Origin of the sequence: Marinobacter sp. VGCF2001 (genome assembly GCF_049943275.1) — a bacterium.
In the GTDB taxonomy this organism is placed as follows: domain Bacteria; phylum Pseudomonadota; class Gammaproteobacteria; order Pseudomonadales; family Oleiphilaceae; genus Marinobacter.
The window spans coordinates 88101-109926 of sequence record NZ_JBNFVX010000007.1; the positions used below are offsets into that span (position 1 = coordinate 88101).

Genomic DNA, 21826 nt, shown 5'->3' on the forward strand with positions numbered 1-21826 from the left:
GAGAAACCCTGAAGAGACAACTCGATACAAGCTATGAATGTAGGGTTTAAGGCTAACACATTCGGGGGTGCTTGCTTTTGAACGATTGGAGTAACCTGGACCTGGGGAAGTGCAAAAAACGCTGAACTGCCAATCAAAACATAGCGCTGCTTATCGCAAATATCCCATACACGGCATTAATTCGGTTTGGCATCAATGGTTAATGCGCTTCACTAGCGCCCTTGGCCAACTCAAACGTTAGGTCCGTTGCCGGGACTTCCTTGCAGCCGCTTACATTTTGTCCTGCCCATAAAGGCGAAAAATCTCCGACTCCCAAGCGCTCTGCTTCCGCACGCAATGGGGCCAAAGCAGCCGATGCCAGCGGAAAAGCGGTCGCTGTGCAGCCGTTTGTTATGTTCTCTTTGAGATGCTAGATTGTGTATAAAAGTCGAATGCCATACACATAGGTGCATCATGAGAACTAACATAGTCATTGACGACCAGTTGATGGCCGAGGCCCTCAAGGCCTCTGGCTACGAAACCAAAAAAGAAGCCGTTGAGCAAGGCCTGAAACTTCTGGTTCAGTTGAGCAAGCAGCAGGAAATTCGAAAACTGCGCGGCAAGGTCAAGTGGGAAGGCGACCTGAATGAAATGCGGAGCGCCGGATGATACTGGTGGATACCCGCGTCTGGATCGACTATTTCAACGGAGTCACTAACCCACATACTGACCTGTTGGATGCCTCGATAGTCCAAGGATCTGTCGCCATCGGGGACCTCATATTTCTGGAAATCCTCCAAGGCATCCGCAGCGACAAACAATATCGCCAGACCAAACAAAGCCTTATGGCGCTGGATCAATATGAAATGTTTGGCAAAGATATAGCAGCCAAATGTGCCGACAATTATCGAACGCTTCGTAAAAAGGGCATCACGGTCAGAAAGACTGCCGATGTGATCATCGCAACATTTTGCATAGAGAAGGAGCTACCCCTGCTGTTTTTGGATCGCGACTTCATCCCCTTTGTTGATCACCTTGGACTTAAGCCGGCCCTGTAGAGAAACATAACGAGGCTGTAGAAAAACCCAAAAATAAGCGAGCATTCCACCGCCTACGATCTCGTTTGTTTCAGCCGGCCAGTTCGCCCAGCAATTTCCAGTTTCCGGATTGATTGCCCTTTATAGACCTAAATCCCGCTATTTCAGTGTTCAGACGCTCGTAGACTTGTGCCCAAGGGCATTTCTGGGCGCATTGCCTCGCCCTGTTCACGCAGCCATCCGCCCATAATTCACCAGTTCCTCAATATTGTGCACCAAGCAATAAAACTGCCATTGCCCCTGCACTTTTCGCTTTCCACGTAGGCTAAAACGGTTCAGGCGTTTGGTTGTGCCGATGTTGCCGAACACCGGTTCCACCACCGACATACGATGACTGTAAATTTCCTTGCCCTGCGGACTGTCCACTCGGTGCTTCATCCAATCGGTATAGTTGGGTCCACGGTTTCGCTCCAGTGCAAACGTCACCTGCCTGCCGCTGCCTTTTCGATGATCGGCCGAAGCGTGGTTTTGCATACATTGGCGTTTCTTGGGGCGGTGTCGACACTGAAGCAGACGGCCCTTGGGAACGGTGCGCAGGACAGCGCTTTAAAAATGACGTTGGTTTCGCAGCACCACTGAATTTCGCGGCTAGAGGTGATGCCTTTGGAATAGGCAAACAGGATGATCTTCAGAAGAATAGCTGGATCGTAGGCCAGGCGACCGGTGTCGTCGTTGCGGTACTTGGGATGAAACACCGACAGATCCAACTTGTGCTCAATCAGATAATGAACGGCGTGTTCAAAAGTGCCCGGCTGGAGCTGTTCCTGGTAATTGATCACGACCATCGCACCCTGGTCGTAGTTGTAGTGCTTGAAACGAGGCATCCCGACGACTCCTTGTCTGTTTGCTCAATGCTACCAAAGCCGGTCCGGTTTGGGGTTTTTCTACAGCCTCAACGTCGCTCAGCACGCGCGGCCACGAAATGAAGGCGAAGCCGCAATGTAGTAGCCGTCGCCGTGACTGGCCTTGTTAGGGCTATTGCGATATAGTTGTACGGAGTTTCCGTACGTAACGGTGGAATTATGGATATTATCAGTGTAAACAAATTCAGAGATAACCTGAAAAGCCTTGTAGAACAGGTTATTAACAAACATGAACCCCTCAAGGTAACACGCCGCGCCGGAGAGGCTTTCGTAATTATGAGTGCTGAAGACTGGGAAAGAGAACAGGAAACCCTGCATGTTCTTCAGAACCGAGACCTGATGCAGCAGATTGCGACCTCTCTCGATACTCACAGCCGTGGCCAAGGATACACACCTAATGATGAGCAGATGAATGAGATCACTGGTATTTGAGGGCAGCACCTGGGAAGCCTATGAAAAGATGCGAGAGAAAGACAAGAAGCTGCACAAAGCTCTCTGCAAATTGCTGAAAGAAATGCTCCGCTCCGACGATCCAGCAACAGGCATCGGCAAACCTGAACCGCTTAAACATAATTTATCAGGCTTGTGGTCACGGCGCATCTCGCAAAAAGACAGGCTCATATACCGATTCGACGACAAATCCATTTACGTTTTCGCCATTGGAGGGCACTACGACCAGCCCTAACAGCGAATTACACGAACGCGTTCTTACAATTCCGCCCTCCCAAATAAATTTGAGCCCCAGACGCAGCCCCACCAAACACCTTTAGAGTTTTACGCCCTATTCCCGTGAGTTTTTCTCCCTCGAAATCAGCCCCCCACAGCAACCATATCAAAAGCTTACTAACAGTCACGTTTTTTCCCGCAAAATTCCGGGAACCGCCTCCCAATCAACTCAGTTAGCCACTTCCCTCATTCACCATCAACCCCATGCAGAAGTCATCACAATCCCGCTTTACTCCGTAACCATCAGTTCTTCCGCCCAAGCTTAATTCCGTAAAGCCTTTAATGACCCACAACACCACACTGCGGATTGCCACCACGTGTATGTGGCAACCCTACGCGCCTCGGCACGGCATTTTGATCTTCAGGCCGGGGCTTGATGCCGGCTTACCCGCCAGCCCGATATTGTACCCAGGCCGGTGGGCTGCAATAATCCGCTGTCTGTTTACGCCAAACCCCAGGCGCAATGTGCTGTGAATAGCCTTTACCAACAGCGCCGCCCGCATGGCGAATACATCCACTGCTAGAACATACGGTCCCGATCGCTATGCTGCTGATGATTGATAACTACGATTCCTTCACCTACAACGTGGTGCAATATCTGGCAGAGTTGGGTGCCGACGTTCAGGTACACCGCAACGACGAGATTACTCTTGAGCAGATTGAAGCTCTGAAGCCGGAGCGGCTGGTTGTCTCGCCCGGCCCCTGCACGCCCAACGAGGCAGGCATTTCCATGGATGCCATCCGCCACTTCGCCGGCAAGCTGCCTATCCTGGGCATCTGCCTGGGCCATCAGGCCATCGGTCAGGTGTACGGCGGCGACATCATCCGTGCCGGCCGGGTAATGCACGGCAAGGTGTCACCGGTTTTCCATAAAGACACCGGCGTGTTCCGGGGGCTGAGTAACCCGCTGCAAGCCACCCGCTATCACAACCTGGTGATCGACCAGAACACCCTGCCCGACTGCCTGGAGGTCACCGCCTGGACCCGCAACGATGACGGCTCCATCGAGGAAATCATGGGCGTTCGCCACAAGACCCTGCCCATTGAAGGTGTGCAGTTCCACCCCGAGTCGATCATGACCGAACAGGGCCACGAACTGCTGCGCAACTTCCTGAGAACATAACAAGAGGCCAAGTCCATGGACATGAAACAAGCACTGAATCGCATTGCCGCCAACCTGGACCTGTCCCGGGAAGAAATGAAAAGCGTGATGCGCATTGTGATGAACGGCGAAGCCACCGATGCCCAGGTCGGCGCCTTTCTGATGGGCCTGCGCCTGAAAAGCGAAACCATCGACGAGATTACCGGTGCCACCGAAGTCATGCGCGAACTGGCTACCGGAGTTACTGTGAACGCCAGCCCGCTGGTGGACATTGTCGGCACCGGCGGCGACGGCGCGAACCTGTTCAACGTGTCCTCGGCTGCCTCCTTCGTGGTGGCTGCAGCCGGTGGTTTCGTCGCCAAACACGGCAACCGGGGCGTGTCGTCCAAGAGCGGCAGCGCCGACCTGATTGAAAAAGCTGGCATCAATCTGGACATGACCCCGGATCAGGTGGCCCGCTGCGTGGAGCAGATCGGCGTTGGTTTCATGTTCGCCCCGGCCCATCATGGCGCCATGAAACACGCCATCGGTCCGCGCCGGGAGCTGGGTTGCCGCACCATCTTCAACATCCTGGGGCCGATGACCAACCCGGCCGGCGTCACCCGGCAGCTGATCGGTGTCTTCACCCGGGAGCTTTGCCGCCCCATGGCGGAAGTTCTGCAGCGGCTGGGCGCCGAGCACATTCTGGTGGTGCACTCCAAAGACGGCCTGGATGAAATCAGCCTTGCTTCGAATACCTACGTGGCAGAGCTGAAGAACGGCGAAATTACCGAATACGAGCTGACCCCCGAAGAGCTGGGCATCAAGAGCCAGTCGCTGGTTGGCCTGACGGTGGACTCTTCCGAGGAATCCCTGGCACTGATCAAGGCCGCTTTCGGTCGCAGCCACGACGAAATCACTGAAAAAGCCCGGGACATGATCGCCCTGAACGCCGGCGCGGCCATCTATGTCGCCGGGCTGGCGAGAACCGCCAAAGAAGGCGTGGATATGGCGCTGGATGCCATGGGTTCCGGGCTGGCAGCCGGCAAGATGTCGGAACTGGCGGATTTTTCGCAGTGCTTTTAATCCCGGCTTTCTAGTGTTGGTGCCGGACGAGCCGGTGGGGAGGCCTTTCCAAAACACGCCCGCAAGTACATCCCTGTAGGGCTTGACTGCAGCCATCCCTGGCTGCAGACAGTTTTGGAAAGGCCTCCCCACCGGCTCTCGCAAACCTTTTACGGGCCTGATATGACTGAACGACATTTGGACAAAACTCCCACCATCCTGCGGAAAATCGTTGACCGGAAGTGGGAGGAAATCGATGAACGCAAACCGAAAGTATCGATTGCAGACCTGAAAGCCATGGCCGGTGACCAGGCGCCGGCACGAAGGTTTGCGAACGCCCTTCGGACGCGGATCGAGGCTCAACAGCCTGCCGTGATCGCCGAAATCAAAAAAGCCTCGCCCAGCAAAGGCATTCTGCGCGATCCGTTTGAACCGGAACGCATTGCCGAAAGCTACCAGCAAGGCGGTGCAGCCTGTTTGTCGGTACTGACCGACAGAGACTTCTTCCAGGGCCACGAAGACTATCTGAAAGCGGCCCGGGCGGCCTGCAGCCTGCCGGTGATCCGCAAGGATTTCATGGTGGCGCCCTACCAGGTGTACGAGAGCCGGGCCATTGGCGCCGACTGCATCCTGCTGATTGCCGCCTGCCTGACCAAAGACCAGATGCAGGAACTGGAGGGCATTGCCCACGAGATCGGGCTGGATGTGCTGGTGGAGGTGCACGACGGCGACGAGCTGACCGACGCCCTGACCCTGAGCACACCGCTGGTGGGCATCAACAACCGCAACCTGCACACCTTTGAGGTGTCGCTGGACACCACCTTCGACCTGTATCAGCGTATTGGCCCTGACCGCCTGGCCATTACCGAAAGCGGCATCATGACCCGCGCCGACGTGCAGGCCATGACCGGGCGCGGCATTTACGGCTTCCTGATTGGTGAGTCGTTCATGCGCGCGCCGGAACCCGGCGAGAAGCTACAAGAGCTTTTCAGCTAAGGCCTGCCCCGGCCCTCACTCAGCCGGGGCTGCCAGCGCCTCTTGCAGCAGAGCCAGCAAGTGCGCCGGCATCCCCTCGGCCAGCTTCAGGGCCGCAGCGTGCCCCCGGGGCGTCATTTTGCTCCAGGTCCGGCGCACAATACGCAGCCATTTGTCTTTGTCGTAATCGGGGTTATCGTCGAAGAACTGCGCAAAGTAGCGTTCCAGAAACACCATGCAGGCAACATCTTCCAGCAGTTGGGTATCCTCGTCTTCCCGCAGTTTACGCTTGGTCAGGATGGTCTCCACGCGCTCGCATTCCGCGTCCGGATAACCCGACTGCGCCATGATCTCGGCCGCCCTGCGGCCATGCATCCGGCCGCAGGCCTGTCGCCACTGGTAGTAGTTCTTCCGCCCCTCGCCATAGTCACTCCGGGGCATGATCCAGCGCTCGATATGCTGGGCCCGGCAGGCAATCTGCATTCGCTCCGAAGGCTCGGGCTCCAGTTCAAACAGCCAGCGTGTCATGTGCAGGCTGTAGGCGTATTCGCGGGGCAGCTGTGTGTCGTCTACCTGCTCCTGATTGGGGTCCTGCCGGTTTGCCTGATCAATGGCATCCAGTGCCTTTTCGAGTCGGTCTTGCTGAGTCATGAATAATTCCTGTATCGCCTCAAAGGAGGTAAGCCTTTTTCCATATTGTTCTTTGACCAAAGCTGGAGAACAATAACAATCATTAGCTCTGTAAGCCATGTCAGAGACCAGCCCGTGAATACAGCCAGAAGCCCGGTTGCCGCCGATTGCCAGCAGGCGCTCGAAACCTACAAGGAACGCATGGAGTCCGGCCTGCAATATGGCGGGGCCTTACTACTGTTGGTGACGGTTTCTCTGTACCAGCTGTCTCACAGCTATTTTCACGTGCATCGCCTGGAGCTGGGCCCCACGGAATGGCTGCTTCGCCTGCCACTGTTCACAGCGATTTCCATGGCGCTGCTGAATCACTGGGTCGGATGGCCACGCTGGCCCGCCCGCTATTTTCTCAGGTTGATGGGCATCAGCCTGAGCACTTTGGCGCTATCGCTACTCTATCTCTTTGCCAGCCACGAGCCCATCAGGGTAGCTCAGGTCTCCGATGCCATGACAATCGCCTTCTTTGGTGCCACCGTGTTTTCACTGCGCGGCTTCCGGGAATGGTTGCTGATCGTGCTCTTGCCAGTCAGCTGCTTCTGGGTTCTTGCACTCGCGGCCGAGCTACCGGTGTTGACGCTGGCCCCCGTATTCATCGGCCCTGCACTGATCATGCTGGTCACCGGTATCCTTTTGACGCTCGCTCGCAGGGTCGCCTTTGAGGGTGTCATTACCCGTGAAAAACTCAACGTCATTGCCACCACAGATCCCCTTACCGGGCTGCTCAACCGTCGGGCCTTCATGCCACTGATCCGACAGGAGCTCGCCAGGGCTCTTCGCTCCGACAACAGATTCAGCATCATCCTGGCAGACCTGGACAGATTCAAAAAAGTGAATGACACCTGGGGGCACGAAGCGGGCGATCTTGTGCTACAGGAGACCGCAGCCAGGCTTCAGGACTGTTTGCGTGCGCAAGATGCCCTGTGCCGCTGGGGCGGTGAGGAGTTTCTGATCCTGCTGCCTGAAACAGACGCAGCCGGGGCCATGATTGTGGCGGAGAAGTGCCGCCAGCAGATGGCCGGGCTTGCCATGGCGATTCACGGCATCCGGCACACCCAGCCGCTAAGCCTGGGCGTGGCCGAGCACCTCCGTGGCGAAGACATCGACCCACTGATTATCCGCGCTGATGAGGCGCTCTATCGGGCAAAAGCGCGTGGCCGGAACCAGGCTTGCCTGGCTGGTTCCGACTAAACCTGTCAAACCTGCGCCGAGGGCCTGGCCTTGATACGGTCAAACCAGGCCCGGAGGTGTTCCTGTTCCGGCTTGATGCGAATATTCACCACCCGGGCAAAAGCGACGGTGGTGAAGGCATTGATGTCTGCGGCGGTGAACCGGTCACAACACAGGTAGTCTTTACCCTCCAGGTGTTTGTTGAGGAAATGCATGAATTTCTCAACGCCCTCACCGCATTCCTCCCCCCACGCCTTGATGGGATTCATCCTGTCCTTGAAGTAGCCGGTGGTGTGCTGGAAGCACATACCGGTCGGCATCATGAAATAGAATTCAATCCAGCGCAGCCATTGCTCCACCTGGGCTTTCTCCAGAGGAGAATCTCCCAGCAGACTGGGCGTACCGGGATGGCTTTCTTCAAAATACCGGCAAATAGCCATGGTCTCGGCAATACAATTTCCGTCGTCCAGCTCCAGTACCGGGACCTTCTTCATCGGATTCCGGGCCACAAATTCCGGGCTCAGATTTTCGCCTTTTTCAATGTCTACCGGCACCAGCTCAACGGTGTCCAGCAAGCCTTTCTCGGCCAGGAACATACGCACGCGTCGTGGGTTGGGGGCGGTTCGGGTCTCGAAGAGTTTCATCTTGTTATTGGCTCCGTTCACACTGTGGGTTCGCGCTTTGGAGCGTGACGGCAATTAACGGTTGCGTCAAGCAACCGCGCACCACCAATGCAACAGACCAAAAACCTGATATTGCAAATCGTTTGCAAGGGTATACTATGGAATTGCACCTTCACCACTGAGTTTGCCCCACCCCGCCTATGTCGAGATTTCTAGTGTTTGCCGCCGCCCTGTTGATGGCTGCCTGCTCGCCCGATGATCCGGTCACCCCGGCACTCAACACGCAGGTCGACATGGAGCAGCACGAAAGCCCGCCGACAGTGCCCGATTCAAGGCGGGTCATTCTTGCGGCAGATCCCTGGTGCCCACACAACTGCACCGCCGGCGCTCCACAGGAAGGCTACATGGTCGATATCGCCCGGGAGATTCTCGCCGAGGCAGGCTATGAACTGGAATACCGGAATTATGCCTGGGCGCGTTCGCTCACCCTCGCTCGCGATCAATTGATTTCCGGGGTCATTGGCGCCCTTCAGGGCGACGCGCCAGATATGATCTTTCCGGACAACGCCCTGGGCACTGCCCGTGTGGCGCTCTACACCCGCCTGGGAGACCCGTGGCAATACCAGGGGATGGAGTCATTGGCGGGCCAGACGCTTCTGGTGCTCAACGGCTATTCCTATTCGCCGGACCTCGACCGTTATATTGCCGAAAACGCCCAGGATCCCGACAAAGTGTGGACCCTCTCCGGCCCTGCACCTCTGGGCCGGGCGCTGCAGTTGCTGGAGCAGGGGCGGGCCGATGTTTTTGTCGAGGAGCAATCTGTTATGGAGTGGTTCCTGCGTCAACAAGAGATCATTCCGGCGCCCAGAATGGCCGTCGTCGTTCACCGGGCGCCTGTTTTTATCGCTTTTGCACCGGACAATCCCCAGTCTGAATCACTGGCCAGGCTGCTGGACGCCGGCCTGGCCAGAATGACCGCCAGTGGTCGCCGAGAGGCCATCATGGGCCGCTACGGGCTTTCTCTCTCAGACTGAAATGCCTTGATGGTTTCGCCTTCCGGTGTCTGCAGCAGCAATTCGCCATGCTGGCCGATTCGCCCGTCTGACACCTCTGAAAGCAGCTTCAGAAAGCGTCTTTCCTGATTCATCAGCGCCGGCGCACAGGCCATCTGTGTTGCGCCCTGGGCACTGAACGAGAGCCCCTCGCCGGTCAGGTTGTAATCACCGATGTACCGGTTGCAGGAGGCACGGCCCGCCACCCGGTTGTCCTCGAGAAACGTCAGGGTAATTCGCGAACGATCGATAATACCGGCTCCACCGAGATCTTCTACAACCCACTCGGCGCCGCGGAAAAGCCTCTGCCGGTCACCACCACAGCCTTCAAATGTGTCCTTGCCCAGCGTAAGCCGAACCTGGGCAGGATACTGCGCGCCGGCCATGGGGTCTTCACACAATTGGTGGGCTATCCGGACTTCAATCCGCTCGTCCCCGAGCGTCGCCTCGTAGGCTCTGCCATGGCGACTGGCAAGCGTTGCATTGAGGCGGATGCCATCCGTTACCTGTTGATCGTAGGGTCGGGTCAGCTGCATCTGGCCATTCTCGATCCGGATTGACCAGAACGGTTCCACACCGATTGCCCGAAAGGAGGATTCAATGGCACCCGGCTCCAGACACTCCGGCAGCTGCTGGCCCCGCAGGGTCAGTGTTGCCCGCTCGCCCTTGCTCCAGAATCGGGTATCGGGGTCGCCCGGCGCCACAAACAAGACACCCGATGCGCTTTGCTCCGGCTTCAGCAAAACCCGGCGGTTCAGGTACTCCAGCCCCACCAGGTTTTCATTCTCTGAGCCGGTGATGGTGACGTCCAGTTGCCCGCACTGGTAGCGACCATACTCCGACAACCCGGTTTTTGCCGGTGCAGATGAACAGGCGCTAAGGGTAGCACCGGCTAATATTCCGACGAACATCCCTACGGCTTGTCGCACAATCATGAACACATCCTCTGTCGTTCCGAAAATCAGCGGCCATTGTAGTGATTCCGGGGGATATTCACCACGATCACTCCATGGCCTGGAAATCAGACGATGGCATTTCCGGTAGCCGGCCAGCAACGGGCGCCGGCCTTTTCAGGCTCAGCGGTCCGAAGGCAACGCCCGCAGAGTTGTGCCTTGCCCGGTTGTAAGCACCAAACGGCCGTCGTTTTCGACCTGGTAGCGATCTACATCGCCCAGCAACGACAGGAACCGGTTTTCCTGCTGCATCAGGGCGTCCAGGCAGGCCATTTTGGTGGCGGCCATATGGGTAAAGCTGAGCTTTTCACCCTGCATATGCCAGCCGCCGTTGAAACGATTGCACGAGGAAGACCCGAACACCCGCCCTTGTTCAGTGAACGCGAGGGTGACTTCACTGTCGGCAATGACCGGCTCACCATCAATTTCCAACACCTGCCACTGACTGCCGGCAAGAGATACGGCGGCACCGGAAGATGATTGAGTATTCAGCGCACAGCCCCACAGCGACCCGGTAACCAACAGCATGGCCATAATGTTCTTTGCAAGCGTCATATAATCTCCAAAACGAATTCAATATACCGCTGTTATTCTACGTCGGGGGGCTTGGGAATTCGCTGACAGAAGGTTAACCTTCCTGCACAAGACGGCAGGAGCACCACCATCATGGCGATCAAGCTTTATCAGTTCTGCATCTCACACTACTGCGAGAAGGTCCGCTGGGCCCTGGACTTCAAGGGCATTAATTACGAGCCGGTTAACCTTCTGCCGGGCCAGCACGTCAATACCATCCGTAAACTAACCCGCTCCGCATCGTCGGTTCCGGTGCTGGATCACGACGGCCGGATCATCCAGGGCTCTGCCACAATTCTGGACTATCTCGAGGAGAACTTTCCGGATGCGCCCCTGACCCCGTTGTCGCCGGAACATCAGGACCAGGCCCGGGCCTGGGAACAGCGGCTGGACGCAGAGGCCGGCCCGGCATTGCGCACCTGGGTCTATCACTACTTCCTGCAGCGCCCCAAGGTGGTGGTCCCGATGCTGGCCTCCGGCACGCCTTTCTATAATCGCATTCTGCTCAGTCTTGCCTTTAGCCGGGTCGATGAGGTCATGCGCAACTGGATGAAGATCAATCAGAAAACGGCCGATGCGTCACAAGCTGTCCTGGAAAAGCTGATCACAGAACTCGCCGACATTTATCGACAGCGTCCCTTTCTGGTGGGCGATGCATTCACCCGCGCGGACCTCACCGCCTGTTCTTTGCTGGCACCGCTGTTTCAACCTGACCAATACCCTGTCCCCTGGCCGAAACCCGGGAAAGTGCCCAGGCCGGTGCAGGCAAGGTTGTCCGAATGGCAACCCTGCCTGGATCCCATCGCCGCGGTTTATCAGCAGCACCGTTAACCCGGCAGAAACCGTGACGGAATCGGCCAGACCGGCTGGCGCAATAAGACACTGCGGCTAACGCCGCCTGTGCGATGATGGTACCCCTGACAACAATGACGGGGGGCAGTCATGGCTCTGATTGAGATGATGCGGGCGGTACTCGAAGACAGCGGTGTGTCTGGCCTCTGGCAGGCCCTCGCACCCTGGCTGGCACTGGATGAACGCCAGCTTGTATTCGTGGTGGCGACCCCGATATTCATTGCCGTCACGCTCTGGGAATACCTGAAAATCCGGCATGATCCCCGCCTTATGGACGTGGCCGAAGCCATCCGCAACTTTGCCCTGGGAGCCGGCTACCAGACAACCGAACTGCTGTTCGCAGGGCTGATCGCGTTTCCGGTGTATGCCTTTTGTTATCACTACCGCCTGCTGGATCTGGAACTGAACTGGATCACCGGCGTGCTGACCTTTGTCGGCGTGGACTTCTGCTTCTACTGGATGCACAGGGCCAGTCACCGCCTTCGCTGGTTCTGGGCCGCCCACGTTGTCCATCATTCCTCCGAACGCATGAATTTCTCCACCGCCATGCGCCAGAATGCCACCAACATTTTCAACGGGACCTGGATTTTCTACCTGCCACTGGCGTTGATCGGTTTTAACCCGGTGTGGATCGGCATCGCCTATGCCCTGTCCCTGGTGTACCAGTTTTTCGTGCACACCACCCTGGTGGGCCGCCTTCCGGCCTGGATCGAGCTGGTTTTAAATACCCCCAGCCACCATCGGGTACACCATGGCCGCAACCCTGAGTACATCGACCGCAACTACGGCGGCACCCTGATTCTCTGGGATCGCCTGTTCGGCACATTTGTCGAGGAGCGCGCCGACCTCCCGCCCGAATATGGCATCACCCGCCAGATCCACTCCAGAAACCTGATTACCCTCTGGACCCATGAATATGTGGACATGTTCCGCGACATGGCACGCCGTGGCAGCTTATTGTCCCGTCTTCAGCATTTATGGAACCCGCCGGAGTGGCAACGCCCGGCCCCCCAAAACAACAACAAGCAAACGGACCGGCACCATGATCACACATCCCCTGACACTGAGCGTCGCTGACGGCCACGTCATCACCGGGCACCGGTATCTGCCGGCAGAGCCAACCGGCGTTCTGGTGATCAGCCACGGCATGGCCGAACACGGCGACCGGTACCGGGAACTGGCTCAGTGGCTGGCAACCCGGGGCCTTGTCGTTGTCACTTATCATCATCGCGGGCACGGCCCGAAGTGTCCGCAAACACAGCTTGGCCACTACGCCAACCGGCGAGGGTGGCAGTCCGTTGTCAACGATCTGGCGCAGGTGGTCGAAGCCGCGCGCAAGCAGCACCCGGGCCTGCCAATCAACCTTCTCGGACACAGCATGGGTTCGTTCATTGCCCAGTACTATGCCCAGCAATCCGGCGACCGTATCGACACCCTGCTGCTCAGCGCAACCAACCGCATCCACCGGCCACAGCTGATCGCACTCCGCGCGTTTATCCGGCTCGTTGCCCCCATCCGGGGATGGCAGCATCGCAGCCGGCTGCTTCGGCAGATAACCTTCGGCCAGTTCAATCGGGCCTTCCGGCCCAATCGCACCGAAAGCGACTGGCTCAGCCGGGATACGGAACAGGTAGACCGCTACGAGGCAGACCCGGCCTGCGGCTTCGATTGCACCATTGGGCTCTGGCACGACTTCACCGGCGGAATGCTGGGCATCCGGCCTGCGACCTGGCGCCGGGACCTGCCGGTACACCTATTCTCCGGCACTGCCGATGCTGTTGGCGAAATGGGGGCGGGCGTTCGCCGGCATTTTCAGGCGATTCGGGAGGCGGGCATGGAGCAGGTCACTCTGCGATTGTTTGATGGCGGGCGTCATGAGATGCTTAACGAAAGCAACCGAGAGGAAGTCTGGCAATACATGCTAACCTTATGCCGCAGGCACTCGCCGACGCGCTCGAAGGCCGGTAACGCGCCACTGGCCCAGTTATTACCATAAGGAACCAATATGCGCTGCCGAACACGCTGGCATTTTTCAGGTCTGCTGGCAATCGGGCTGCTTTTCCATCCAGGCTTGGCCATTGCTGGCCAGGTCGCCGTGGCTGTTGCGGCCAACTTTACCGACACCACCCGCACACTGGCAGACAGGTTTAAGGCTGCAACCGGGCATCAGGTGACGGCCAGCTTTGGCTCCACCGGTAAGCTGTACGCGCAAATTCGCCATGGTGCGCCGTTCGATGTTTTCATGGCCGCCGATATGCGGCGGCCGGCGCTGCTGGAATCGGATGGCACCGGTGTTGCGGGCACTCGCTTCACGTACGCCCGTGGCAAGTTGGTGCTCTGGAGCCCCCGCCCGGCCGCTTTCACCTCACCCATGACCTACCTTGAGGAACAAAGCTTCGCCAGACTGGCGATTGCAAATCCGAAGACCGCACCCTATGGCCTGGCGGCCAGACAGGTGCTGGAGCATCTGGAGCTCTGGGCTGCCCTGCAATCCAAGCTGGTGCGCGGCGACTCCATCGCCCAGGCATTCCAGTTCATTGCCAGCGGAAACACAGAGGCAGGCCTGGTGGCTCTGGCTCAGGTGAACGCATGGCCGGAGGCGGATGGAACACTCTGGGCAATTCCCCAGGCCTACTATGAGCCTATCAACCAGCAAGCGATCCTGCTCAGGCGCGGCGCTGATAGCACCGCTGCCCGGGACTGGCTCGACTTCCTTCGATCACCTGAAGCGCTCAACATCATTCAGGGCTACGGGTACGACACGGCAGACTGATGATCGAAACCTACTGGCAACCGGTCTGGCTCACGCTCAAGCTGGCTTCACTGACCACGGCGGTGTTGTTACTGGTGGGCACGCCCATCGCCTGGTGGCTAGCGCGCTCCCGACACTGGCTACGCCAGCCCATCGCGGCCGTGGTTGCCCTGCCGCTGGTGTTGCCGCCCACGGTACTCGGTTTTTATTTGCTGCTGCTGCTCGGTCCCAACGGCTGGGTTGGCCAGATCACGGAAAGCCTGGGGCTTGGCTTGCTACCCTTCACCTTCGAAGGGCTGGTGGTGGCCTCGGTGATCTATTCGCTCCCGTTCACGGTGCAGCCGTTGCAGAACGCCTTCGAGAACATCCGGGAAGGCTTTCTGGAGACGGCTGCAACACTCCGGGCCGGCCCCTGGGATCGCTTTTTCTTTGTGGTGGTTCCACTGGCCCGGAATGGCTTCATCACCGCCAGCGTTCTCACCTTCGCCCACACCATCGGTGAGTTCGGGGTTATCCTGATGATCGGCGGCAATATCCCGGGCGAGACCAAGGTGCTGTCGGTGGCCATCTATGATCACGTGGAATCCCTGGAATACACCCAGGCGCACTGGCTGGCAGCGGGCATGGTGGCTTTCTCCTTCGCGGTACTGGTAACCCTGTACGCTCTCAACGGTCGCGCGCGGGCAGGCGCTTTGCGATGACAGGCCACCTGATAGACGCACGCTTTAACTGTCGGTTTGCGGACTTTCATCTTGATGTGGAGCTTGCCATACCCGGCACCGGCATTACTGCTTTGTTCGGCCATTCCGGCTGCGGAAAAACCACGCTGCTGCGTTGCATAGCAGGCTTGCAAGCCGCCGAGGGTGAGCTGAACGTGCTCGGAGATTGCTGGCAAACCGCCACCACACGCAAACCCGTGCATCAACGCCCCCTGGCTTACGTCTTTCAGGAAACCCACCTGTTTCCGCATCTGTCCGTACGCAGAAACCTGACGTTCGGACAGCGGCGGGTGCCCGCCTCTGAACGCCAGATCCGATTTGATGATGCGGTGTCGTGGCTGGGGCTTGGGCACCTGCTGAGTCGGATGCCAGAGCGGCTTTCCGGCGGCGAACGCCAGCGCGTGGCCATCGCCAGAGCCATCCTCACCAGCCCGCAACTGCTGTTGATGGACGAGCCGCTCTCGGCGCTGGACCAGGCGTCGAAGCAGGAAATCCTGCCGTATCTGGAGCGCCTGCGAGATCACCTCGCCATCCCAATAATTTATGTTTCCCACTCCACCAGCGAAGTGGCACGGCTGGCGAACCATATTGTCATGATGGACAGCGGCCGGATCATTGCCCAGGGCCCTCTGCAGGAAACCCTGGCCCGGGTGGACCAGCCATTCCGCCTGGAGGAAGATGCCGGGGTGATCGTCACCGCCACGCTGGATCAGCTGGATGAACAGTGGCACCTGGCCCGTTACAACTTTGACGGCGGCAACCTCTGGCTGCGGCAGGATCAGCGTTTCAGGCCCGGTGACCCGGCCCGTATTCAGGTGCTGGCCCGGGATGTCAGTATTGCTCTGGAAGAGTACCGGGGGCAGAGTATCCAGAACCTGCTGCCGGCGCAGGTGGATTGTATTGAAAGAGAAGTAACGCCCGGCACCACGCTGGTGCGGGCTTTGGTCGGCCGCACGCCGTTTCTGTCACGGCTTACCAGCCGGTCGGCAGCGCAGCTGGCGCTTGAACCCGGCCAGCGGGTGTGGCTGCAGATCAAGTCAGTCGCACTGGTGGACTGAATCCCGGTCTTGCGGCTAACACCCTGCCGGCAAAATGGCATCAGCGGGTGCCGTAAACCACCATGGTTTTGCCTTTCACCCGCACCAGACCCTGATCTTCCAGCGTTTTCAGCACGCGCCCGACCATTTCCCGGGAACAGCCAACAATCCGGCCGATTTCCTGACGGGTAATCTTGATCTGCATACCATCCGGATGGGTCATTGCATCCGGCTCCTTGCACAGATCCAGCAAGGTGCGCGCCACCCGCCCGGTGACATCCAGAAATGCCAGGTCGCCTACTTTGCGCGTGGTCTGGCGCAGACGGGAGGCCATCTGCTCACCAATAAAGTAGAGCACGCGCGGATCTTGCTGGGCGATTTCCCGAAACTTGGTGTAGCTGATTTCCGCCACTTCGCATTCAGTCTTGGCCTTGACCCAGGCACTGCGCGAATCCATGTTGTCGAACAGCCCCATTTCACCGAAGAAATCCCCGGCATTGAGGTAGGCCATGATCATTTCACGACCATCGTCGTCTTCGATAATAACCGTGACGGACCCCTTGACGATGTAGAACAGGGAATCGCTCTTATCACCGGCATAAATTATGGTGCTTTTGGCCGGATAGCGCCGACGATGGCATTGGGAAAGAAAGTAATCCAGATGTTTGGTCTTCTGCTCAACCGGCTTGACAATGGTAGCCATAATGCGGGACGTGCCTCCTCAGAGTCTGGCGATTCCTGATCGTTTTTATACCCCCGCTTGTCCCTGCGGGTTGGGGTTCTGTTCTTATGCCTCGCAACTTATAACAAGAAGGTAACACTTCGGCAACTCGAAAGCGGATACAGGATGTATCCAAAGGCAATACCGCTTTGGTCGCACACGCGCCATGCCGGCACCAAACAACTGTGCTAGCATCGCTCACGCACTCCAACCAACGGGCCCCGGCCCGGAAAACAGGCAGCAGAGGAATTCCCGATGAAAGCGACCATTGATTGGACCGGCAACGCCAGCTTCAAGGCCACCAGTGGCAGCGGCCACACCGTGCAGCTCGATGGGCCACCGGATCATGGCGGCGAAAACCTCGGCCCACGCCCCATGGAGCTGCTTTTGATGGGGGTGGGCGGCTGCTCCTCTTTCGATGTGATGAGCATCCTCAAGAAAAGCCGCCAGGATGTCACCGCCTGCCATTGCGAGCTGAAGGCCGAGCGGGCCGATGCCGTGCCCTCGGTGTTCACCGGAATTCACCTGCATTTTGTGGTCTCCGGCCACAACCTCAAGGAAAAACAGGTTGAGCGCGCCGTTAGCCTGTCTGCCGAGAAGTATTGCTCGGCCTCCATCATGCTGGGCAACGCCGGCGTGGAAATCAGCCACAGCTTCGAGATCCGCGCGGCTGACTGAAGCCGCTACGGGACCGCCCGGCAAGCCCGGGAGTGACGGGCGTTCCGGTTCTGAAAATTGTCGTTGCAGATACTATTCAATGCCCAGCGGGGTATGCATAATACGCAACTTTCTCCGCCGGTCTGCGCAAAAGATAAACGATCTGGTTTATCCGGTCAGTCATTGGTGGCGGCCTTGGCAGGAAGACCATCACTTCCTGTGATCATTCATCTCCATTTTCGGAGGGGCTGAGCATGGAAAACAAACTCCAGCTGCACGGTTTCAATAACCTGACCAAATCCCTGAGCTTCAATATCTACGACATTTGCTATGCTCAGACCGAAGAACAACGCGCAGCCTACATTGACTACATTGATGAGATGTACAATGCCGAGCGCCTGACCCAGATTCTGACTGATGTGGTCAAGATCATCGGGGCCAACGTGCTGAACATTGCCCGCCAGGACTACGAGCCTCATGGTGCCTCCGTGACCATGCTGATCGCCGAGCACGAACTGACCGACAGCGAGGCCAACAACGAAGAGTCCCCGGGCCCGCTGCCGGATACCATTGTGGCCCACCTGGATAAAAGCCACGTCACCGTACACACCTATCCGGAAAGCCACCCTCACGATGGTGTGAGTACCTTCCGCGCGGATATCGATGTTTCCACCTGCGGCCTGATCTCACCGCTGAAGGTGCTGAACTACCTGATTCACAGCTTCGATTCCGATGTGGTGACCGTCGATTATCGGGTGCGCGGTTTCACCCGCGACGTCGATGGCACCAAACACTACATCGATCACGACATCAACTCGATCCAGAACTATCTGACCGAAGACACGCAGAACGCCTACCAGATGATCGACGTCAACGTGTATCAGGAGAACCTGTTCCACACCAAGATGATGCTGAAAGAGTTCAATCTCGACAATTACGTGTTCGGTGTGAATGCCGGCGAGCTGGACCCGGCAGAGGCCCAGTCCATTGAGGATCGTCTGCGCCGGGAAATGCTGGAGATCTTCTACTCCCGGAACGTGGAGTAATCCCGCCGGTGGCGGTCGCTTATTGACGACCGCCACCGATCTGCCCAGCCAACGCCCGCTACTCGCGCCTGCCCCTGACCCGCTGAATCACCGCGTAGAACACCGGCGTAAACAACAAGCCAAAGACCGTCACCCCGATCATCCCCGAGAACACCGCAATGCCCATGGCATGACGCATTTCCGCACCGGCACCACTGGCCAGCACCAGTGGCACAACGCCGGCGGTGAAAGCGATGGACGTCATCAGGATCGGCCGTAATCGCAGGCGACAGGCTTCCACGATGGCCCGGTAATGGTCGTGCCCCCGCAGGTTCAGATCGCGGGCGAATTCCACCATCAATATGGCGTTTTTGCTCGCCAGCGCAACCAGCACGATCAACCCGATCTGGGTAAAGATGTTGTTATCCCCTGACGTCAGCCAGACACCCGCCAGGGCCGACAACAGGGTCATGGGCACAATCAGGATGATGGCAAACGGCAGCCGCAGGCTCTCGTATTGGGCCGCCAATACGATAAACACCAGCAGGATCACCAACGGGAATACGACCACCATGGTATTGCCCGCCAGCTTCTGCTGGTAGGTAACGTCGGTCCATTCGAAGCTCATACCGTCGGGCAGCGTGTTGGCCAGCACCGACTCGATCGCGGCCTGGGCCTGATCGGAGCTGTACCCCGGAGCCGGCGACCCGTTCACTTCAGCCGTCGGATAACCGTTATAACGCATGACCCGGTCAGGCCCGACACTGGCCTGAATGTCCATCACCGCAGACAGTGGCACCATCTGCCCCTGCCGGTTGCGCACCTTCAGGTTCAGAATATGCTCAGGGTCCAGGCGTTTTTCGGCCTCGGCCTGGGCAATCACCTGGTAGGTGCTGCCAAACATATTCACATCGTTGACGTAGAGCGACCCGAGATAGATCTGCAGGGTATCGAACACGGATTCCAGCGGAATGCCCAGCAGCATGGCCCGCTCCCGATCAATGTCCAGGTCGAACTGGGGCACCTGCACCCGGAAGCTGGAGTACAGGCCGGCCAGCGCCGGATGTTTGCGGGCTTCGTTCAGGGTGGCTTGCAAGCTGCTGAACAGGGCCTCGAAGCCCTTGCTGCTGCGATCCTCAATCTGCAACTTGAAGCCGCCCGTGGTGCCCAGCCCCAGAATCGGTGGCGGCGGGAAAACCGCCACAAAGCCTTCATCAATGCCGGCAAAGGCGGCGTTCAGCTTACCGGCAATGGCCCCGGCACTGAGCGCCGGGGACGTCCGCGCACTGAAATCATCCAGCGGCAGGAACACAATCCCGCTGTTGGAACTGTTGGTAAAGCCGTTGATCGACAGCCCCGGGAACGCAATGGTATTCGCCACGCCTTCGGTGCCCAGAGCCATCGCCTGGATTTCGTCCACCACCGCAACGGTGCGGTCCAGGCTGGCCGCATCCGGCAACTGGGCCACGGCAATCAGATACTGCTTGTCCTGTTGTGGGATGAAGCCCCCCGGCACGGCATTGAACAGGTGGCCGGCAAAACCGGTCAGCCCCAGATACACCACACCGACGATGGCACTGTAACGAATCAGCTTTTTGACCACTTTTTCGTAGGTCTCCCCGGTGCGGTCAAAAAACCGGTTGAACGGCTGGAACAGCGCACGCCCGAACAGTTTGTCGAGCCCTCGCGAGAGCCGGTCGGGCGCTTCATCCCGCCCCTTGAGCAGCAACGCTGAGAGCGCCGGCGACAGGGTCAGCGAATTGATCGCGGAAATCACCGTGGAGATGGTGATGGTCAGGGCAAACTGCTTGTAGAACTGTCCGGACAAACCGGTGATGAACGCCGTGGGAATAAACACCGCACACAGCACCAGAGCAATGGCGATGATCGGGCCGGTCACCTCATTCATCGCCACCCGGGTGGCCTCGCGGGGTGAAAGCCCCCGGTGGATATTTCGCTCGACATTTTCCACCACCACAATGGCATCATCCACCACGATCCCGATGGCCAGCACCATACCGAACAGAGACAGTGTGTTGATCGATACCCCGAGCCACTGCATCACCGCAAACGTGCCCACCAGGGACACCGGAACCGCCACCAGCGGGATGATCGAGGCGCGCCAGGTCTGCAGGAACAGCACCACCACCAGAACCACCAGCAGAATCGCTTCCAGCAGGGTCGAGATCACCGCATCAATCGACCCGCGCACGAACACCGTGGGGTCATAGGCAATCTCGTAGTTCACACCCTGGGGAAACGATCGGGACAGCCGCTCCATGGTTTGCCGGACGCTGTCAGATAGCTCGATCGCATTGGCACCCGGGCGCTGGAAAATGGGCATGGCAACCGCCGGTTTGCCATCGAGGCTGGCCTCAAGGGCATAGGTGTTCTGGCCCAACTCAATGCGCGCAACGTCCGACAAGCGGGTGATGGCACCGTTATCGCCCACCTTGAGCACAATGTCGCGGAACTCCTCCAGGGAGCCCAGTCGTCCCCGAACATTCAGTATCTGCTGGAACTGACTGTCCGCCGGTGCCGGCTGGGCACCCAGCTTGCCTGCGGCCACTTGCCGGTTCTGGGCGCGCACCGCATTCACCACATCCGAGGCGTTCAGGTTGCGAGCGGCCAGGGCATCAGGGCGAAGCCACAGGCGCACCGCGTATTCACCACCGCCAAACAACCTGACGTCACCAACGCCGCCCAAGCGGGCAATCTCATCCTTGACGTTCAGCTCGGCATAGTTGGCCAGGTAGGTAATGTCACGGCTTTCATCCGGTGACTGCAGGTGTACCACCATGCTCAGGTTGGGTGAGGACTTTTCGGTGACCACCCCCAGCCGCTGCACCTCCTCCGGCAACCGCGGCAATGCGATATCAACCCGGTTCTGCACCTGCACCTGGGCCTTGTCCAGGTCTGTGCCCAAAGCAAAGGTGACGGTCAGTGTCATGCGCCCGTCGGCGGTGGCCTGGGAGGACATATACAGCATATTCTCGACGCCGTTGATTTCATCCTCGATGGGCGAGGCCACGGTCTCGGCAATGACCTTCGGATTGGCCCCCGGATAATTGGCGGTAACAACCACGGTGGGCGGCACCACCTCTGGGTATTCACTCACCGGCAGCTGGAACAGCGAGATGCCGCCACCAATCAGGATAATCAGAGACAACATGGCCGCGAAGATCGGCCGATCGATAAAAAAGTGCGGAAATTTCATCATGG

The 21826-nt window shown here is 58.3% G+C and carries 23 protein-coding genes and 2 pseudogenes; 17 read left to right on the plus strand and 8 right to left on the minus strand.

Annotated elements, in window-relative coordinates; all coding sequences use genetic code 11:
• Window positions 1-199: 199 nt before the first annotated feature.
• A pseudogene (locus ACP2AU_RS09260) lies at window positions 200-376 on the minus strand (2-nitropropane dioxygenase); the annotation flags it as partial.
• 77 nt (window positions 377-453) lie between these two features.
• On the opposite strand from ACP2AU_RS09260, the gene ACP2AU_RS09265 reads away from it, so the two are divergent.
• Complete coding sequence (locus ACP2AU_RS09265; RefSeq protein WP_022990190.1) at window positions 454-648, plus strand: type II toxin-antitoxin system VapB family antitoxin; 195 nt, start codon at window positions 454-456, stop codon at window positions 646-648.
• Entirely contained in the window at window positions 645-1037 is a 393-nt protein-coding gene (gene vapC, locus ACP2AU_RS09270) for a type II toxin-antitoxin system VapC family toxin (protein ID WP_426375843.1), read from the plus strand. Before ACP2AU_RS09265 ends, vapC begins: the two co-directional genes overlap by 4 nt.
• Before the next feature lie 207 nt (window positions 1038-1244).
• Here the strand turns inward: vapC and ACP2AU_RS09275 are convergent.
• A pseudogene (locus ACP2AU_RS09275) lies at window positions 1245-1900 on the minus strand (transposase).
• A 198-nt stretch (window positions 1901-2098) separates the two neighbouring features.
• On the opposite strand from ACP2AU_RS09275, the gene ACP2AU_RS09280 reads away from it, so the two are divergent.
• The 5 genes from ACP2AU_RS09280 (at window position 2099) to trpC (ending at window position 5807) form a co-directional block, all read left to right on the plus strand.
• On the plus strand, window positions 2099-2371 hold the full coding sequence (locus tag ACP2AU_RS09280) for a type II toxin-antitoxin system Phd/YefM family antitoxin (protein ID WP_426375844.1): 273 nt from the start codon (window positions 2099-2101) through the stop codon (window positions 2369-2371).
• Window positions 2352-2624 (plus strand): Txe/YoeB family addiction module toxin, encoded by a 273-nt coding sequence (locus ACP2AU_RS09285; RefSeq protein WP_426375845.1) that lies wholly within the window; start codon window positions 2352-2354, stop codon window positions 2622-2624. Before ACP2AU_RS09280 ends, ACP2AU_RS09285 begins: the two co-directional genes overlap by 20 nt.
• 585 nt (window positions 2625-3209) lie before the next feature.
• Window positions 3210-3788 carry an aminodeoxychorismate/anthranilate synthase component II gene (locus ACP2AU_RS09290; protein ID WP_426375846.1) on the plus strand — a complete coding sequence of 193 codons (579 nt, stop codon included), beginning with the start codon at window positions 3210-3212 and terminating at the stop codon, window positions 3786-3788.
• A 15-nt stretch (window positions 3789-3803) separates the two neighbouring features.
• Window positions 3804-4832, plus strand: coding sequence for an anthranilate phosphoribosyltransferase (gene trpD / locus ACP2AU_RS09295; protein ID WP_426375847.1), 1029 nt, complete (start codon window positions 3804-3806; stop codon window positions 4830-4832).
• 162 nt (window positions 4833-4994) lie between these two features.
• A complete protein-coding gene (gene trpC / locus ACP2AU_RS09300) occupies window positions 4995-5807 on the plus strand; it encodes an indole-3-glycerol phosphate synthase TrpC (protein WP_426375848.1) in 813 nt (270 codons plus the stop codon).
• 15 nt (window positions 5808-5822) lie between these two features.
• Here the strand turns inward: trpC and ACP2AU_RS09305 are convergent, their stop codons facing one another.
• Window positions 5823-6437 carry a DUF4202 domain-containing protein gene (locus ACP2AU_RS09305; protein WP_426375849.1) on the minus strand — a complete coding sequence of 205 codons (615 nt, stop codon included), beginning with the start codon at window positions 6435-6437 and terminating at the stop codon, window positions 5823-5825.
• 114 nt (window positions 6438-6551) lie between these two features.
• On the opposite strand from ACP2AU_RS09305, the gene ACP2AU_RS09310 reads away from it, so the two are divergent.
• Window positions 6552-7661: a GGDEF domain-containing protein gene (locus ACP2AU_RS09310; protein ID WP_426375850.1), complete on the plus strand. Its 1110-nt coding sequence runs from the start codon at window positions 6552-6554 to the stop codon at window positions 7659-7661.
• Between the two features lie 5 nt (window positions 7662-7666).
• Here the strand turns inward: ACP2AU_RS09310 and ACP2AU_RS09315 are convergent, their stop codons facing one another.
• On the minus strand, window positions 7667-8284 hold the full coding sequence (locus tag ACP2AU_RS09315) for a glutathione S-transferase family protein (protein ID WP_426375851.1): 618 nt from the start codon (window positions 8282-8284) through the stop codon (window positions 7667-7669).
• Between the two features lie 179 nt (window positions 8285-8463).
• On the opposite strand from ACP2AU_RS09315, the gene ACP2AU_RS09320 reads away from it, so the two are divergent.
• On the plus strand, window positions 8464-9297 hold the full coding sequence (locus ACP2AU_RS09320) for a substrate-binding periplasmic protein (protein ID WP_426375852.1): 834 nt from the start codon (window positions 8464-8466) through the stop codon (window positions 9295-9297).
• On the opposite strand, the gene ACP2AU_RS09325 is transcribed toward ACP2AU_RS09320, so the two are convergent.
• Both ACP2AU_RS09325 and ACP2AU_RS09330 read right to left on the minus strand, forming a co-directional pair.
• On the minus strand, window positions 9273-10250 hold the full coding sequence (locus ACP2AU_RS09325; RefSeq protein ID WP_426375853.1) for an META domain-containing protein: 978 nt from the start codon (window positions 10248-10250) through the stop codon (window positions 9273-9275). The genes ACP2AU_RS09320 and ACP2AU_RS09325 overlap by 25 nt on opposite strands.
• 141 nt (window positions 10251-10391) lie before the next feature.
• Window positions 10392-10823: an META domain-containing protein gene (locus tag ACP2AU_RS09330; protein WP_426375854.1), complete on the minus strand. Its 432-nt coding sequence runs from the start codon at window positions 10821-10823 to the stop codon at window positions 10392-10394.
• Between the two features lie 111 nt (window positions 10824-10934).
• Here ACP2AU_RS09330 and ACP2AU_RS09335 point away from each other — a divergent pair, with 111 nt between their 5' ends.
• From ACP2AU_RS09335 to modC, 6 genes are all read left to right on the plus strand, one after another.
• The gene (locus ACP2AU_RS09335; RefSeq protein WP_426375855.1) at window positions 10935-11672 is read left to right on the plus strand and encodes a glutathione S-transferase family protein; all 738 of its coding nucleotides are present in this window, start codon (window positions 10935-10937) and stop codon (window positions 11670-11672) included.
• 111 nt (window positions 11673-11783) lie between these two features.
• Complete coding sequence (locus ACP2AU_RS09340) at window positions 11784-12770, plus strand: sterol desaturase family protein (protein WP_426375856.1); 987 nt, start codon at window positions 11784-11786, stop codon at window positions 12768-12770.
• Complete coding sequence (locus ACP2AU_RS09345; protein WP_426375857.1) at window positions 12736-13689, plus strand: alpha/beta hydrolase; 954 nt, start codon at window positions 12736-12738, stop codon at window positions 13687-13689. The genes ACP2AU_RS09340 and ACP2AU_RS09345 overlap by 35 nt, the downstream gene beginning before the upstream one ends.
• A 9-nt stretch (window positions 13690-13698) precedes the next feature.
• Complete coding sequence (gene modA, locus ACP2AU_RS09350) at window positions 13699-14466, plus strand: molybdate ABC transporter substrate-binding protein (RefSeq protein WP_426375858.1); 768 nt, start codon at window positions 13699-13701, stop codon at window positions 14464-14466.
• Window positions 14466-15146, plus strand: coding sequence for a molybdate ABC transporter permease subunit (gene modB, locus ACP2AU_RS09355; RefSeq protein WP_426375859.1), 681 nt, complete (start codon window positions 14466-14468; stop codon window positions 15144-15146). Before modA ends, modB begins: the two co-directional genes overlap by 1 nt.
• Complete coding sequence (gene modC / locus ACP2AU_RS09360; protein WP_426375860.1) at window positions 15143-16222, plus strand: molybdenum ABC transporter ATP-binding protein; 1080 nt, start codon at window positions 15143-15145, stop codon at window positions 16220-16222. The genes modB and modC overlap by 4 nt, the downstream gene beginning before the upstream one ends.
• 40 nt (window positions 16223-16262) lie before the next feature.
• On the opposite strand, the gene crp is transcribed toward modC, so the two are convergent.
• Window positions 16263-16904 carry a cAMP-activated global transcriptional regulator CRP gene (gene crp, locus ACP2AU_RS09365; protein WP_007153756.1) on the minus strand — a complete coding sequence of 214 codons (642 nt, stop codon included), beginning with the start codon at window positions 16902-16904 and terminating at the stop codon, window positions 16263-16265.
• Window positions 16905-17177: 273 nt separating this feature from the next.
• On the opposite strand from crp, the gene ACP2AU_RS09370 reads away from it, so the two are divergent.
• A complete protein-coding gene (locus ACP2AU_RS09370; protein WP_426375861.1) occupies window positions 17178-17600 on the plus strand; it encodes an OsmC family protein in 423 nt (140 codons plus the stop codon).
• Window positions 17601-17833: 233 nt separating this feature from the next.
• Window positions 17834-18625: an adenosylmethionine decarboxylase gene (speD, locus tag ACP2AU_RS09375; protein ID WP_426375862.1), complete on the plus strand. Its 792-nt coding sequence runs from the start codon at window positions 17834-17836 to the stop codon at window positions 18623-18625.
• Between the two features lie 58 nt (window positions 18626-18683).
• Here speD and ACP2AU_RS09380 read toward each other — a convergent pair whose 3' ends face one another.
• Window positions 18684-21821, minus strand: coding sequence for an efflux RND transporter permease subunit (locus ACP2AU_RS09380; protein ID WP_426375892.1), 3138 nt, complete (start codon window positions 21819-21821; stop codon window positions 18684-18686).
• Between the last annotated feature and the right edge of the window lie 5 nt (window positions 21822-21826).